This window comes from Microcoleus sp. D3_18a_C4 (genome assembly GCF_036702415.1).
GTDB lineage: Bacteria > Cyanobacteriota > Cyanobacteriia > Cyanobacteriales > Microcoleaceae > Microcoleus.
In genome coordinates this window covers 63,031-78,447 of record NZ_JAUBTI010000007.1, presented here as the reverse complement: position 1 = coordinate 78,447, position 15,417 = coordinate 63,031, and the positions used below count along the sequence as shown (strand labels likewise).

9 protein-coding genes and 1 tRNA gene are annotated in these 15,417 nt (G+C 44.8%); 2 read left to right on the top strand and 8 right to left on the bottom strand.

Features of this window, described 5'->3' with window-relative positions; translation table 11 throughout:
- Nucleotides 1–4: 4 nt before the first annotated feature.
- Nucleotides 5–1,282, top strand: coding sequence for a serine hydrolase (locus QUB16_RS05850; RefSeq protein WP_333314759.1), 1,278 nt, complete (start codon nucleotides 5–7; stop codon nucleotides 1,280–1,282).
- Nucleotides 1,283–1,436: 154 nt separating this feature from the next.
- On the opposite strand, the gene QUB16_RS05845 is transcribed toward QUB16_RS05850, so the two are convergent.
- The 3 genes from QUB16_RS05845 to QUB16_RS05835 all read right to left on the bottom strand — a co-directional run bounded on the left by QUB16_RS05845 (nucleotide 1,437) and on the right by QUB16_RS05835 (nucleotide 4,719).
- The gene (locus QUB16_RS05845) at nucleotides 1,437–1,619 is read right to left on the bottom strand and encodes a hypothetical protein (protein WP_333314758.1); all 183 of its coding nucleotides are present in this window, start codon (nucleotides 1,617–1,619) and stop codon (nucleotides 1,437–1,439) included.
- Between the two features lie 119 nt (nucleotides 1,620–1,738).
- A tRNA-Gln gene (locus QUB16_RS05840) sits at nucleotides 1,739–1,810 on the bottom strand.
- 101 nt (nucleotides 1,811–1,911) lie between these two features.
- Nucleotides 1,912–4,719 carry a GAF domain-containing protein gene (locus QUB16_RS05835; RefSeq protein ID WP_333314756.1) on the bottom strand — a complete coding sequence of 936 codons (2,808 nt, stop codon included), beginning with the start codon at nucleotides 4,717–4,719 and terminating at the stop codon, nucleotides 1,912–1,914.
- Nucleotides 4,720–5,460: 741 nt separating this feature from the next.
- On the opposite strand from QUB16_RS05835, the gene QUB16_RS05830 reads away from it, so the two are divergent.
- On the top strand, nucleotides 5,461–5,847 hold the full coding sequence (locus tag QUB16_RS05830; protein WP_015175702.1) for a response regulator: 387 nt from the start codon (nucleotides 5,461–5,463) through the stop codon (nucleotides 5,845–5,847).
- Nucleotides 5,848–5,996: 149 nt separating this feature from the next.
- On the opposite strand, the gene cheB is transcribed toward QUB16_RS05830, so the two are convergent.
- The 5 genes from cheB to QUB16_RS05805 all read right to left on the bottom strand — a co-directional run bounded on the left by cheB (nucleotide 5,997) and on the right by QUB16_RS05805 (nucleotide 15,414).
- Entirely contained in the window at nucleotides 5,997–7,082 is a 1,086-nt protein-coding gene (cheB, locus tag QUB16_RS05825) for a chemotaxis-specific protein-glutamate methyltransferase CheB (RefSeq protein WP_333314754.1), read from the bottom strand.
- Between the two features lie 268 nt (nucleotides 7,083–7,350).
- On the bottom strand, nucleotides 7,351–9,843 hold the full coding sequence (locus tag QUB16_RS05820) for a hybrid sensor histidine kinase/response regulator (protein WP_333314860.1): 2,493 nt from the start codon (nucleotides 9,841–9,843) through the stop codon (nucleotides 7,351–7,353).
- A gap of 140 nt (nucleotides 9,844–9,983) precedes the next feature.
- Complete coding sequence (locus QUB16_RS05815; RefSeq protein WP_333314752.1) at nucleotides 9,984–11,867, bottom strand: methyl-accepting chemotaxis protein; 1,884 nt, start codon at nucleotides 11,865–11,867, stop codon at nucleotides 9,984–9,986.
- A gap of 363 nt (nucleotides 11,868–12,230) precedes the next feature.
- Nucleotides 12,231–13,655 (bottom strand): methyl-accepting chemotaxis protein, encoded by a 1,425-nt coding sequence (locus tag QUB16_RS05810; protein WP_333314751.1) that lies wholly within the window; start codon nucleotides 13,653–13,655, stop codon nucleotides 12,231–12,233.
- 628 nt (nucleotides 13,656–14,283) lie between these two features.
- Nucleotides 14,284–15,414, bottom strand: coding sequence for a chemotaxis protein CheW (locus QUB16_RS05805; RefSeq protein ID WP_333314749.1), 1,131 nt, complete (start codon nucleotides 15,412–15,414; stop codon nucleotides 14,284–14,286).
- Nucleotides 15,415–15,417: the final 3 nt, after the last annotated feature.

The window sequence follows — 15,417 nt, the reverse complement described above, 5'->3', positions numbered from 1 at the left end:
TGTAATGCAAGTAGAACGCCGACGCCGCCCGCGCCCAATTCCCGCCCGACGCCCAATCGAGCCCCTCGGCCCAATCCGGCCACGACGCCAAAGCAGCCAGCCTCCTGTCCAATCCCGTCGTCGAGTCAGGACGAAATTTTCTCGCTTAAAATACCGTAACATCCTGTGCTTAATTGCCGGGGCGATCGCGATCGGTTGGATTGTCACAATACCGTTCAGAATTCGCCGTGCCCCAGAACCGCCAGTCATCTTGCCTCAACAGGCCGTGTCGCCTCAAGAAACACTCTCGCCTCCGACAATTGAACCATCGGAAAATTTAGCCGATCGTCAAAGCGAGCCTACCTTTAGCTACAACATCAAAACACCTCCCAATCCAGTTTACTCTCAAGAATTGCAAGGGATTGTTGATGAATCTGTGAAAATTGCAACCAGCAAAGGACTGCCCGCAGAACGGCTATCAATTACCTTATTTGATGTCAGCAATTCCCAAAGTCACACCTTTGCCGGATATCAAAATCAAACTCTCCGATTTCCCGCTAGCGTGGCCAAGTTATTTTGGATGGCAGCGTTCTACTCAGCCATAGAAAAAGGCCTCATTACGCAAAGAGAATCTGCCTTTAAAAACGACCTCGAACAAATGATGCGCGTCTCCAACAACGATGCTGCTAGCAGACTTTTAGACAAAATCACAGATACAAAATCCGGCGGCAGGCTCGCAGGAGAAGAGTTGCAAACCTGGCTGAAAAAGCGCACTCAAATTAACACATTTTTCCAGTCTGCCGGCTACAATGATCTTCGTATAAGCACCAAAAATTATCCCATATACTATTTAAGACAAGAAGGGCCAATCGGTCGCGACTTGCAATTGCGGGGCGATGCTTCTGTGCCGATTCGCAATCAAGTAACTACCGACCAAGCCGCCAGATTAATATATGAAATCTATACTAGACAAGCGGTTTCTAGCGTCGCCAGCCGCAAAATGGCTTACTTGCTAACGAGAGACTTAGACCCCAAGGCGTGGAAAAATGACCCTCTCAACTCGATACAAGGATTTTTGGGCGAATCTTTACCACCTAATATTTATTTTGGTTCCAAAGTAGGCTATACTTCCAAATCCCGCAGCGAAGCGGCATTTGTCAGAACTTTAGACGATCGCGCGATTTATATCTTAGTTGTTTTCGCAGACGATCCGGCTTATGCCAAGGACGAAACAGCATTTCCGGCAATTTCCCGATACGTTTTCGATCGGCTAAACGCTCGTGGCCCCAGCACTTTGCAGTAATATGGAGTAGGGCCTGTTGACTGTTGAGTGTTGACTGTTGACGGTTGACTGTTAGTCGAAAAACTGAATGATGGTTAGATGCAATCGGGTAGCATCGGAATTATTCGTCTCTCTGTTCTCTTCCTCTGTTTTCTAGGCGTCAACAGCGGTTTAATCATTCCAATGCAACCGGATTTGATATTACTTGTTTCCATTGGTGGCCTACAACCAAAGCTATATCATTCCGGTGCAACCGGAATTGATATAACTTATATCTTGCACCATTCTCAATTAGTCTTTTAGGAACAGGCTTTCCGGCCTGTTCCACAAGAAAATCTAGTCTTTGTGGAACGGGCATCTTGCCCGTTCCTGAGAATGGTGAAAGATGTGAGTAGTAATGAAGTGGTTTGTCTCTCGTCTGCCAAGCGCTAACTATAAACAATCAGTTAAACAATTGATTGACCTGACACAATTTAACTGGGGCGAAAGGATTCGAACCTCTGAATGGCTGGACCAAAACCAGCTGCCTTACCACTTGGCGACGCCCCAACGTCTCAACATTTAATATAGTAACACCCAGACACGGGAATCTGTCAAGCATTTTGACAAGAAAATTTAAAAAATGTTTTTGGAAGCGATCGCCCGCAGGTTTATTCTTTGCTCGCAGGGGGGCGAGCTAGCGGGATTTCAATCCTGAAATCCGCTCCCTGTCCCGGTTCCGAGATACACTTCAAACTTCCTCCGTGTTTTTCCACCACTATCTGGTAGCTGATAGACAAGCCGAGCCCCGTACCCTTGCCTACAGGTTTAGTGGTAAAGAAAGGGTCAAACAAGTGGCATTTAGCTTTTTCGGGCAATCCGGGCCCGCTGTCTTGAATCCGAATCACCACAACTTGACCCCTCGACTTTCCTGACTCATCAGCCTCCGAGTCTGGGTTCACCACCGCCGTCGAGATTTTGATCGTCTTGGGTGGAGGCTGATTTTCCAAAGAGTCGATCGCATTCGCCAAAATATTCATAAATACTTGGTTGAGCTGTCCGGGATAGCACTCTACCTTCGGCAAGTCGCCGTAGTTTTTAATCACCTCAATTCCCGGCACTAGCCCGTTTGACTTCAAGCGACTCTGCAAAATCAGCAGCGTGCTGTCAATCCCTTCGTGAATGTCCACCGGCTTCATCTCTGCTTCGTCGTGTCGCGCGAAGTTCCGCAGAGACAGAACAATTTGGCGGATGCGTTCAGTTCCCATCTCTATTGAAGACAGAATTTTCAGCAAATCCGGCACTATGAACTCAACATCGATTTCTTCGTTTTTGTCGATAATTTCGGGGCAAGGCTCGGGGTAGTGCTTTTGATACAAGTGCAGCAAATCCAGCAGATTTTTCATGTACTGCTTGCAATAAGTCAAGTTGCCGTAAATAAAATTAACCGGATTGTTAATTTCGTGGGCGACGCCGGCGACCATTTGACCAAGAGAGGACATTTTTTCGTTTTGGATGAGCTGAGCTTCTTTCTGCTGCAACTGCTGCAAAGTTTCCGTCAGTTGGCGGGCTTGAGTTTGAGCGGCTAAGGCTGCCGCGCGGGTTTGGGCGTAGAGTTCGGCTTGGTCGATCGCGATCGCCAATTGATCCACCACCGCTTGCAGCAATTCCACTTCGCTCGTTGCCCAGGAACGGTGGCTGCTGTAATGGTTGCAAACTACAGCACCCATTTGACCGGAGCGAGTCTTGAGCGGCAGCAGCAGGTTAGAAACAATACCGAGACTGCTCAAAAAAGCTCGCGTGGCCGGTTCGATGCACAGTGCTGTTGCAGCGTCGCCGATCCGGAGCGTTTGGCGGTGGCAAATTTTCTCGGCCAGCAGGGTTACTTGTTCGATCGGGTATTCTGTAAGCCGGTCTTGCACTTCGGGATTTGCCGCTTCGTGGGTGATTGCAAAGCTTGGCTGCCCGTCTCGCGAGATGGAATACCACAAAAAGTAGCACTGGTCAACCTGCAACAAGCTGCGAATTTCGTTGACAGCCGTATCTAAAATTTTGTCGAGGTCGAGGGAATTCCGCATCTGGCTGGCGAGGCCGAAGAGCAGCGCTTCGCGGCGGCTCAACAATTCTTCTCGGGCAGTGACGCGATCGATCGCCACGGCGATGGCGTTAGCCATGCAGCCCAGAACTTCTAACGCTCCCTCGCTTGCCAAAGCGCTACTGCACAGAGCCATCACTCCCACCAACCGCTCCTCCACAATCAGCGGATAGGCAATGGCACAGAGAGACGGGTTCGACAGTAGGCACACAGGAGCCGTTTGGAGGTTTCCCGCTTCTGTTGGCACCCAATCTTCTATTTCCCGTGCCAACTCTTGGCTGCTAAGTCCTGAATAGGCCTGCAATTCTAACCGCTCTGTCTGCGGGTTGAAAGTCCAGATGCTCACCCCTGTGGCGTCTAGGTACTCTACCATTGCCTCGGTGCAGCGGTTGAGGATGACGGATATTTTCCCGCCTTGTCCGAGGGCTGCACCGACTTTAGCTTGCAGGGCTCCCAAGCGAGCTCGCTCTTGTAGGGATGCTGCCGTTAGTTGGCGATCGGAGGTGTCGCGGGGGGCGGCAACAATTTCTCGGATTTGTTGGGTATCGTCCGCGCGCCCGATGCCCGCTGAAGCTTCCCACCCATATTGAGATTTGCCTGTTTCCCCCAGCGTCGGGAGCTTTTTTGTTCCGTATATTGTCCTGCTACTCTGTGGCGTATGTACCGCATACCAGCTCGATCGGTTCGAGCCAGGAACTAACTCCGAGATTTGCTGGCTGTTCGAGCTGATATCTTCTACCTCTGGCAACTGTTTCTGCGCTTTGACTAATTGCCAGCGCAGCTCCACCAAACTCGCAACTTGCCGACTTAAAGCTTGGAGAGCTTCTATCGTTTCTTTTGTCAAGTCTCGCGGCACCGAGTCCATGACGGATAGCACTCCCAGCATCTGCCCCTCTGAGCTCACAACTGGGATTCCGGCGTAAAATTTCACGAAGGGGTAGAAAACCGTTAGGGGATGCTCGCCAAATCTCACATCTGTGGAAGCGTCTCGAACAATGGCGGCAGGCAGTTCTTTAAAGGAATTTATAGGAAGTTCGATCGCCAATTCGGGAGCAACTGGCGGTTGTTGCAGGGAAATTACCCGGTCAAATTCCGAGTTTGAGTTTGAGCCAACGGCGAACTCTTCGGGAATTTGGTCCAGGGCGCGAGCGCAAAAATTCAGGTAACGGTGGGCCAAAGTTCGATCGATACCTAACTGCGACTTCAACCAGTGGCGATTACCGTCAATCAAGCTCAAGAAAGCAATAGGAGTTCGGCCGATCTGAGCTGCCAAACCTACCAAATTGTCCAAGCAAGCGTCTGGAGCAGAGCCGAGAAGCTGATACAAGTCAATGTTATGGAGCTTGAACACTTTTTTATCAAGAGGCAAGGGTGCTTTCATCATGTGTAACTGCCCGTCTAGTTGCTGGCAACCGCCCTTCTCAATACTTTCGAGAAAAACAAGCTATGAATTGTGTAATGGGAGACTGTGGGCGCAAATTCGGCGCAGGCTGCTTGCGCCAAATTCAGACTAACCTCTTGACCGATCTGGAAACTTTTGGGTTATGGGAGTTAGAGCACCCCAGATCTAAGACTATATAAATTATACTTCCAGTTGACTATGCTTTTGAATACCTCCGGCTCTCTAAATCTAAGAGCCTCTGTTGGGAGGAAGCCGCTTTCCAAAATATATGACTATTGCTTACCTATAATTTTTTAATCAGTTTAATTGTATTTTAACAGACTTGTCTAATCGTGGGTAGCTGGCTTGCTGGTAGATTTAAATGAGGGGTTTGTGCCACAATACCAGTGTCCTTTACCGAGCTGTGCCTTAGCCGGTAGTTCAACTACAGTTAGGAGATGAATTACAAAAGATTGGTAAGATGTTAAACTTTGTAACAATAGTTGTTCAAACTCGACCTTTTAGGGTTTATGGGCCCGGATGCACATTTTGCAACTGTTGTAATTGCCGATAGACCACTCTCCCAATCCCTTTTTTCGGGCTTGAGGTAAAAAAAACCGGGCTAAAGTTTCAACTAACGCTCCAACGGGGTTGACAATTATTGCACAGAGACAACTCTCAAAAAATGACGGCGGGAATTATGTTTGGTATTTTCAACAACTATAAATAAACAGGGAGAAGAATATGTCTGCAAGTAGCAGTCAAGTACCAACTATTTTGGCAGTTGATGATAGCGTCGTGATGCAAGGACTTGTTAAACAGGCCTTAAGCAAAGAGTTTCGAGTTCTCGTAACCGACAATGCAGTGGATGCTTTGTCAACGATTTATCACGAACAAATTTCTGTTTTGTTGCTGGATGTTTCGATGCCTGGTATTGACGGATTGGAACTCTGCCGCACGGTGCGGAGCTTGCCTCAGTTTCAGAATTTGCCGATCGTAATGCTGACAGCGCGAGATGGAGCCTTTGATAAGGTACAGGGGCGTTTGGCGGGAGCAACAGAGTATTTAACTAAGCCGTTTGATGCTGATAAGTTGCGCGAGGTAATTGGTAAGTTTATCAAAATCAAATAATCGGAATTAGGAAAAAAAATCATTTTTGAGTAATTAATGAAGTAATTTGAGTAATTAATGAACTAAAAAGTTGCGATCGCGCTCTGTGATCCTCGACTTCTTTAACAAGTCGGGGGGCGGGGTATTCTGCACAATTTGCGAGGTAAGTCCTAAATTTTTAATTTAGCCAGGAGTAGGGGAGCGATCGCACTGACAGGTAGAACATATTGGGCGGCACCGAGGGCGATCGCCTCCTTGGGCATTCCGAAGACAATGCAGCTAGCTTCGTCTTGGGCGATTGTCAACCCCCCTTGTCTGGCGATAGCCAACATTCCGTCAGCACCATCTCTACCCATTCCTGTCAGCAAAACCCCCGCTGCTGCCCGACTATAAAAATTAGCTACCGACTTAAAAGTCACCGTTACAGAAGGGCAGTGTCCCGCAGCATGAGCCGATTCTGAATAAACAAATCGCCCTTGAGAGTCCAATTCTAAATGACGTTTTTCGGGCGGGAAATAAACAGTACCTGCTTGTGGCAACTCCCCAAAAGAAGCTATCTTAACAGGCAGTTTCGATTCATTACCCAGCCAATTAACTAATCCTTGCAAAAAACCTTCACTGATGTGCTGGACACAAATTATAGGCACGGGAAAGCTAGCCGGAAGTTTAGAAATAATCGCGTACAGTGCTTGCGGCCCCCCTGTCGAAGCCCCTATAGCCAATACTTTAATTGTTGGAGATTTAACAGTTTCGTGGGAGAATTTGTAATTAGCAACTGGTGCTTGGTTGATTTTTACAAGTTGATTATTATATTCTGTTGACATCTTTTTTTGATGCCGTGTAAATACTTTAACTCCTGAGAGGATTTTAACTTTAGCTATTAATTGATTTGCGAGGCGACCGTAATCAGATACCAACCCGCCAATCGGTTTCGGAAAAACATCCAATGCACCAGCCTTTAACAGTTGAAATACATTCTGAGTATCATTCGCTTGCACTGAAGCACTAATTACTAAAATTGGTAGCGGATATTTCTTCATTACTTCTTCCGTAAATTCTAACCCGTTCATTGGTACCATGTTCAAATCCGTACAGATTACTTGGGGCTGAAGTTTGGGGATTAATTCTAGTCCTTCTAATCCGTTGCAAGCGGTTCCTACAACTTGGATGTCTGGCGAGGACTCAAAAATTCGTTTGAGGACGAGCGTAACTACTGGAGAATCTTCAACTAACAATAGTTTAATGGGCGATAACATCAGTTTGCTGGGAAATGGGGAATGGGGAATGGGAAATAGGGCACTTGTGCTGCCCTTCGACTTACTTTCCTTCGGCGAAGCTGAGCGGGCAAACCGCGCAGGGCGAGTGGCTAGCTCAGCACGAGTCGCTCAGTAACCGGGTAGTCAAAGTATTGGGCATTGATGAGCATCGATGCACGGGTAATTGTGCACTGGGCACTGGATATTGGGCCTTGCTAATTGATAGTAAATAACAAATGCCTCATAACCAAGGAGTAATGATTTATGACTAAACTAACCTTTTTAGTGTCTCTACCAACACATCTTGATTGAAAGTACCTTTAGGAATATAAGCATTTGCTCCCGCATCAGCACCTCTTTTTTTATCTTCATCCGATGCCAAAGATGTTACTAAAATTATCGGCAACTCACTGTATTCTTTTTGCTCCCGAATCTTAATAGTCAGGGCCAAACCGTCTAAATTGGGCATTTGTATGTCAGAAATCACAGCATCAAAATCGCGAGTTTTCAATTTATGGAAAGCATCCAACCCGTCTACGGCAGTCACAACTTCGTAACCCGCAGCTTCCAGGATGCGTTTTTCTTGAGTGCGCGTGGCGATCGAGTCTTCTGCTAATAGTATAACTTGTTTCCGGGTGGCAGTCTCAAGTTGCGATCGCGCACTCCCAACCCCACGAGACGAAACTTGCTGGCGTACAGATTTTATCAAATCGTGGGGATTGAGTACCATACAAACTTCCCCAGTAGCGAGAATTGTGGCACCCGAAACATTTCGCACCCGTTTCAGCAATTGACTTTGAGGTTTCATCACCACATCCTGTTCGTCAATCAAACCATCTACAAATAATCCCAATCTTTCCTCCCCTACTTTCAAAACAATACAAGGCATTTTGGAAGTTGAATTTAGGAAGTGTTTTTGATTTTTTATCAAAAATTCGCTCCCGGTTTCCTGTCTCAAATACCGATTTTTTTGCCAGCCTTGTCTATTGTTTAATTCTAGTAAATTTGTCAGGTGAGCAACTGACAGAGGCTGACCCTTTGAAAGTATAGTTTCCTTACCTTCTATAGCAAATATCTCAGACGGCGAGACCTGTTGTGCCGTGTCTACAAACTCGACTGGCAGAGCATAAGGAATGTCTTCAACTACGACAATTAATACATTGGCTGTAGCTAAAGACGTGCTGATTTGCAGCCTCAAAGTGCATCCTTTGCCCGGCAAAGACTCTACTTGAATACTACCTTTTAGGGCTTCAACATTAGTGCGAACTACATCTAAACCCACCCCGCGGCCCGAAACTTCGGTAACAAATTTTTTGGTCGAAAAACCCGGAGTAAAAATTAAAGATTGTACTTGAGTTTCTGTCATTTCTGCCAGTTGTTCAAGCGTACAAATATTACGTTTTACAGCCGTTTGTTTAATGCTCTCTAGATTTAGTCCCCGACCATCATCAGCCACTTCAATAATAATATTGCTAGCCATATTATAGCCTTTAATTCGGAGAGTAGCCACGGGAGGTTTACCTAGTTTTTTCCGCTCCTCAACAGTTTCAATACCGTGGTCGATCGCATTTCTAATCATGTGCATTAAAGGGTCTTTCATTTCCTCTAAAATGCGTTTGTCTGCTGTAGTTTCGCCTCCTTCAATCACTAATGCAACTTCTTTCCCTTCCCGTTTAGCTAAGTCTCGAACAGTTCGAGGAAATAAATTAAAAATAGTAGACAAAGGCAGCAGTCTCAGAGTGCGAATTCCTGATTCTAATGCCTCAGCGATTAATTCGAGTCTGGCAGTATCTTCATAAACTCGATTTCTCAAGCGGTTGACTAAAGTTCCGAGACGCTCCAAACGTTCTTCTGTACGGTGATAGTAATCCTGCAATTGGCTAAATTTACCGTTGGCTTTAATACCGTTTTCATCTATTTGCATCCGATCGACAGTCAAGCTAGTTACAAAAAATTCTCGGCTCCACTCTTCCCACAAAGTTGTAATTTGTTCGATCTCTGCAACTCGGTGTCCTAGTCGAGTTTTTGTGACAGTAAGTTCCCCTGCTTGAGTCATTAAATCGTCTAAATTTTGGGTAGCAACGCGAATGGTTTCAATGCGGTAAGATGAGGTAGAGGATGCAGTAACTGCCGACTGCGAGGCCGACGCAGGGGCGGGTTCAGAAGGTGCAGGCAAGTTTTGAGCTTGCAGTGGAAATTCTGGCTGGGATTGTAGGGGTAAAAAAGAGGAATTATTCTCTAAGTTAACGACTTCTGAATTTTCAACTTTTGTTTCTGGTTGTTGGGTAGGAGGCTCAGTAAATTGCGCTTCTACCAACGGTTGTTCTGGTACTGGTGAAGATGATGGCTCTACGATTGAGGCGGCAGCCTGTGGCTGTAACTGACTAGAAGCACCCATCATGCTAGCGAGGATATAAAATGTATTAATGCCGGAATCTTGGCCGGTAACGGCTTCGTTAACGAGTTTGCGGATGGCGTCTAAACCTTGCAAAAGCCGATCGCTAATATCTGAATTTAGTGGAGTTTCTCCCCGCTTGACACCTCCCAAAATATGCTCCATTTGATGAGCTAAAGATGCTACATTTTTTACTCCCAGCATCCCAGCATCACCTTTAAGAGAATGGGTTTCCCGCAACAATTGTTCTAACTTAGCTAAGTCGTCTGGATGTTGTTCTAAGTACAGCAATCCGTCATCTAGTTTCTGTAAGTGTTCTTGACTAGCGACTTTAAATACATCTCGAAGTTCTTGATCTTCAATCATCATATATGTTTTTGAGTAATAGGTAATTGAGCATGGCTCGTGGGTAATTGGTAATGATAATTATCTTGACTACTCAGTCGATTGCTAATGACTAATGACTAATGACTAATGACTAATGACTAATGACTAATGACTAATGACTACACTACTTCTTTAAGATTAAATGCAGCTTCTGTGAGTTGTTGAGTACCGATTTTAACTTGATTAATGCCGCTGACTGTTTGAGACGCGGATTCCTTCATAGAACTCATGGCATCACCTACTTGCTGAATTGCGATCGCCTGCTGTTTAACATTAAATGAAATTTGCTGGTTGCTAGCAAACACCAGATTGCAAGCTTCCCTCACACCCGTAAAAGCTTCTGCCGTATCTTGTGCTGTTTTCACCCCTTCTGCAACCGTTTTGCGACTATCTTCAGTTGCTTTCACCGTAGAGTCGATCGCGCCCTTAATTTCTGGAACAATACCATTAATTTTTTGTGCTGCTTGTTGGCTTTCATCTGCTAACTTACGAATTTCGCTTGCTACCACCGCAAAACCTTTACCGTACTCACCGGCTCTGACTGCTTCAACAGCAGCGTTGAGAGCCAGCATATTAGTTTGGCTGGCTAAATCGCTAACCAAACTTGCGAGAGTCGATATATTGCCAATCTGACTCGTGCTGTCGTCGAGTCGATGATTTTGCTTAGAAATTGCCACCACAGCTTCTCTAAGATTCAGCATTTGATTGAGAGTTTGATCTACCTTTTTAGTACCTTCTTCGGCGAGATTTAAAGCTTGGCGAGCCGCAGCGGCAACAGACTCAGCTTGCTCGGCTGTTTGCTGAGAAGATCTGCCCAAATTTTCGAGAGTTATAGTTGTTTGATTGACAGAGACAAATTGCCGATCGGCTATTTGCTCTTGCCGGTTCATATTAGATTCTATTTGCAGTGAAAATGACGATATTTGGTAAATCAACCCCCGAATGAGAGCAACAATCTGTTGCAAAAAAAACCATCCCAATCCCAGCACCACAGCCAGGGAAACAATAGCAATAAACGCTGCTATTTTCTGAAGAGAATCAATAGAAGAAAATAGCAACTTTTTGGGTGAAGTATCCACAATTACTAAAAATTTATTTTTATTTTCCTGGCTGGGAAAAACTGTATTATAGCTAATCACTAGATCCGTCTTGTCAATATTTCCCTTGCCACCTGAGAGTATTTTAGCAACAATGTCTCCTGAATAATCATTTTTGACATTTTCCTTAGTTTTGAGTTCAAATCCCCAGGCTTTTTGAGGATTGGGATGAGCCAGATAATACCCATCTTGATTTAAGATAAAAGATTGGTCTGATAGTTCAGGGTTAAAATTTTTAACCAGATCGAGCAGAGTGCTACCCAGAGCATTCGTAATGATAAAGCCTTGTCTTTGTCCTTTGGGATTAAAAATTGGAGTGGCGTAGCGAATGGTTGGCTTGTAAGGAATTTCTATTTTCCCCCTTTCCTCATTCAGATTTAAGGAAGACACATAGACTTCTCCTGATTTTAGCTTCATAGTTGCCGAAAAGTAATCTTCGTCTGCTTTATTTTGTAGTTGAGAATCGGGAATAACTTGGAGATTTGTGCCGTCAGAATCTACGCGCACGATCTCCTTACCGCTGTTATCTATGTAACGCGATTGCATATAATATGGCTTGGCTTCCATCAACGATAAAAATGTGAGTTGCATTCGATAAACCCAATCTTTATAAGTTGAATTAGTTTGTTTGTCTACTCCCTTTCCTTCTCTCGCTCTAATCATTCCCTGAACTGGGGGAGTTTTGCGGAGAAACAAAATATCGGCTCTCAGATTGTCAAATTGGTTAATCATTTGATTGGCGGTGGAATTAACACTGTCACTAAGGGTTATTAATGCTAAATTTTGTAGTGCTTCTGTTGAAGAAGAAATGCCATACCAACCAACCAGAGATACTGGAATCAAGGTACTTAAAATTAGGAGGAGGAGCAGTCGGTGCTGCATTTTTTGGAAAAATTTGTTCATCATTGGTTACGGGGAATTGGTTACTGGGAACTTGTACGCTCGCATAGTCTAAGTATAGGGAATTGGGAACTTGTACGCTCGCGTAGCCGAAGTATAGGGAATTGGAAAATTGTACGCTAGCGTAGCCGAAGTATAGGGAATTGGGAATTGGTAGTAAATAAAAAATAACAACTCCCCAATAATAACTCACCAATCACAACTAACTACACTGCTGATTTGAGATTAGGTTCTGATTTGCCCAGAAACAAGTTATTACTCCCGTTAAGATCGCGGGAATTGTAGCGATGCCGATCGCCAAAGCAATTGATTTAATTTTTAAGGATATATTGGGCATTTTTTCGGAACTACTCATAATTCATCGATCTCCTACAAAACTGCTTTCAAATCTAAGGCTGCTTCATTCAATTTTTGAGTGCCGACTTTAGTTTGACTGATACCGCAAGCGGTTTGGGCTGCCGCTTGATTGAGGGAGTTCATAGCTTGCACTACCTGTTCGATCGCGATCGCTTGCTGTTTGGCATTCAGCGAAATTTGCTGAGAACTCAAAACCACATTGTTAATGGCATTGGCAACTCCTGCAAATGCCACTGCGGTTTCTGAGGCAATATTCACGCCCGATTCCACAGTTTTAGTTCCTTCGTCTGTCACCATTACCGTTGAGTTAATCGCCCTTTGAATATCAGCCACTAATAGATTAATTTGCGCTCCCGATTTTTTACTGCGATCGGCCAGTTTGCGAATTTCTGACGCCACCACGCCAAACCCCTTGCCGTGTTCCCCCGCCCGCACTGCTTCAACAGCAGCGTTGAGTGCTAACATATTAGTTTGATTGGCCAAATCGCTAACTACAGTTGAGATATTACCAATGTGATCTGTTTGTTCGCTCAACTCTATAATTTGTCCTTGGATATCCTGAACTTTAGTTTTTAGAGTGGCCATTGCTTCTAAAGTTTGTTCTACAGCTTTTGTGCCACCTCCAGCTAAATTCAAAGCTTGCATTGCTTGAACCACGGCTGTTTCTATCTGCTGTGATGTCGCCCTGGAAGATGCTCCCAATTCGTCCATTGTAGTAGTAGTTTCATTTACTGAAGCTGCTTGCTGACTTGCCATGCGTTCCTGTTCTTCCACGGTGGCTGCGATCTCAGTGGAAGAAGTGGCGATCGAGCTAATGGCCCGATCGATAGTTTGTGCAATTCCTGACGAAATCAACCCAGCTATAATAGTACCTAACACCAATAAAAGTACGGAAGCAAATACCACAGCCCAGAGCAAGAAAACTAAAGATTCCTTCGTTTTTGCGGTGGCTTGCTTAATCGCATTGACTTCAATGTCGCGAAATTGCTTATTCACTTCCACAAATTCATTCACAAATTTTGTCTGTTTTCCGGTGTTAAATATAGCCACGGCTTCCGCCCTCTTATTTTGTTGTAAAAAACCCATCATTTCGTTAGAACTCTCATAATATTGGTTGCAGAGTTGTAGCATCTTCTCTAAACGTTCTTTTTGTGCAGGATTTTGGATCATTGACTCAACACTATTAGCCGACTGCCGTGCTAATTCTAAACCTGTTTGAAAATCATTTAAAAAGTCCGTATTTTTATTATTAATTAAATAGCCGCGCAACCCCCGTACCATTTGCTCGGCACCTGCAGACATATTATTTGTGTGTCTGATCACATTTTCGATCCTTTCTACTTCTTGAAAATTACTCAATACCTGATTAGTGGTTGTATAAACTAGCACGGGAAAACCCAAGTATATAGTTGCGGGCGCTACATATGCAAGCAGCATTCTCTTCCTAATATTTAATTTTATTAAGTTAGCAAACATATTTTTCTCCTTAATTTTAGTCCAATATGGCTTGAAAAGCGAGGGGATTTGGTATAGCGTATGTTGAAGGAAGAAGGAAGAAGCTGCTTCGGCTCGCTTCCCTTTGACTAAGCTCAGGGGAGGCGAAGCCGATCGCCATTCGGTTACGATCGGGGCGCGATCGGCAAGTCGCGGTTCCTCTCCTGAGCGTAGTAGAATGGCAAGTTAAAAAGAAGGAAGAAGCAATAAAATCAATGATTTGGGCCCCGAACAACTTCCTCACCGTATTGGCGGTTGCTATATAGCAAGTCTAAATCATTCATGCAGATTGGTAGGGTTAGTGACAAGACTGCCTACCCCGACCCGCTTAAGCACGGGGGGAGTGGACATACCTTAATTTTACAACTCATTTAGACGCACTATATAAGATAAAATCTGCTAGCATCGTCGTGGTAAAGTCGAGTCAAGTGCTCACCATATGTATCTTCCATATATCAGCGCCATTTTCAGCTTTTCGACTCACTGTCAATCGTCCAGTGTCAACCGTGAAACGTCAACAATCATCGCGATCGTGCAACCGGAACTGATATAATTGAGATAACTTGTTGATTCAAACCTCCTCATCAACCACCAGTCCTCCTTTGGTCAGCAGTTTTTGCAAGTTCAGAATAGCCATCATTTTTTCCCCGTAAATAGCTGTCCCCCGGAGATATTCGCGGTTGACAGAATACAGTGCAGTCGGAACAGCCGCAATTTCCGACACATTTAAGTATATAATATCTAATATTTCGTCAACAACTATACCAGTGACAAAATCCCCAACTTCAACAACGATCGCCTTAGAGAGATAATTTGCAGCATCCGACATATTTAAAGACATATTTAAAACACTGCGAATATCAATTAGCGTCACAATTTCTCCCCGTAAATTTATATTTCCCACTATGCGATCGGGAGTGCAAGGAACCGGAGTTACTTGACCAATGTCAGTAAATTCGCGCACTAGCTCTAAAGGAATACCCAAGTATTCGCCATTCAAAGCAAACACTGCCAAAGACATATTAATTGCAGCACCATTTTCCCCCTCGCCTTGCCGCCTTAAATTATTAGCCCGCGATTGAAAAATAGCTTTTTCTTGCGGGGTAGCGTGCGGGCAAAAAACGTCCCGCTTGCTCATAATTTTAGGATTTTCGCCTAACCATTTTCCATTTATTTGCCACTTTAAATTTTTCGTCTCTGCCTCACCTGCTGTTTCTGCACTACCTGCATTGCTGGGAGAAACAGACCAGCTTTCCTCTGACTTTTTGGGAGAATATCTAATTAGGGAATCGAGATTCAGCAGCATGATAATATCGGCTTCGCAGCGGGCCAATCCAGCTACAAAATGATGAGAGGCTTCTGAATTATCTCGCCCGTAAGATAGCTGCGGAGCGATCGCATCTTCTGAGATTTCCTTAACTTCGCGAACTTGATTGACAATTATACCGAGTTGCGATTCTTGCCACTCTAGGACGATCGTACTATCTGTCAGAGAATACTCTTGCCAAACGTATCCAAAACGGAGATTCAGATCCATCACGGGCAGAATTTCGCCCCGAAGGTCGATCGCCCCAACAATATCTTGAGGTGCTTCTGCAATTGCTGTCAACTCCGGCAGAAATAAAATTTCCCGAACGTAGCAGGCTTCTATACCGCAGAGAAAACCGTTCTGTTCAAAGATAAGATACGGTTTAGTTTCCATATT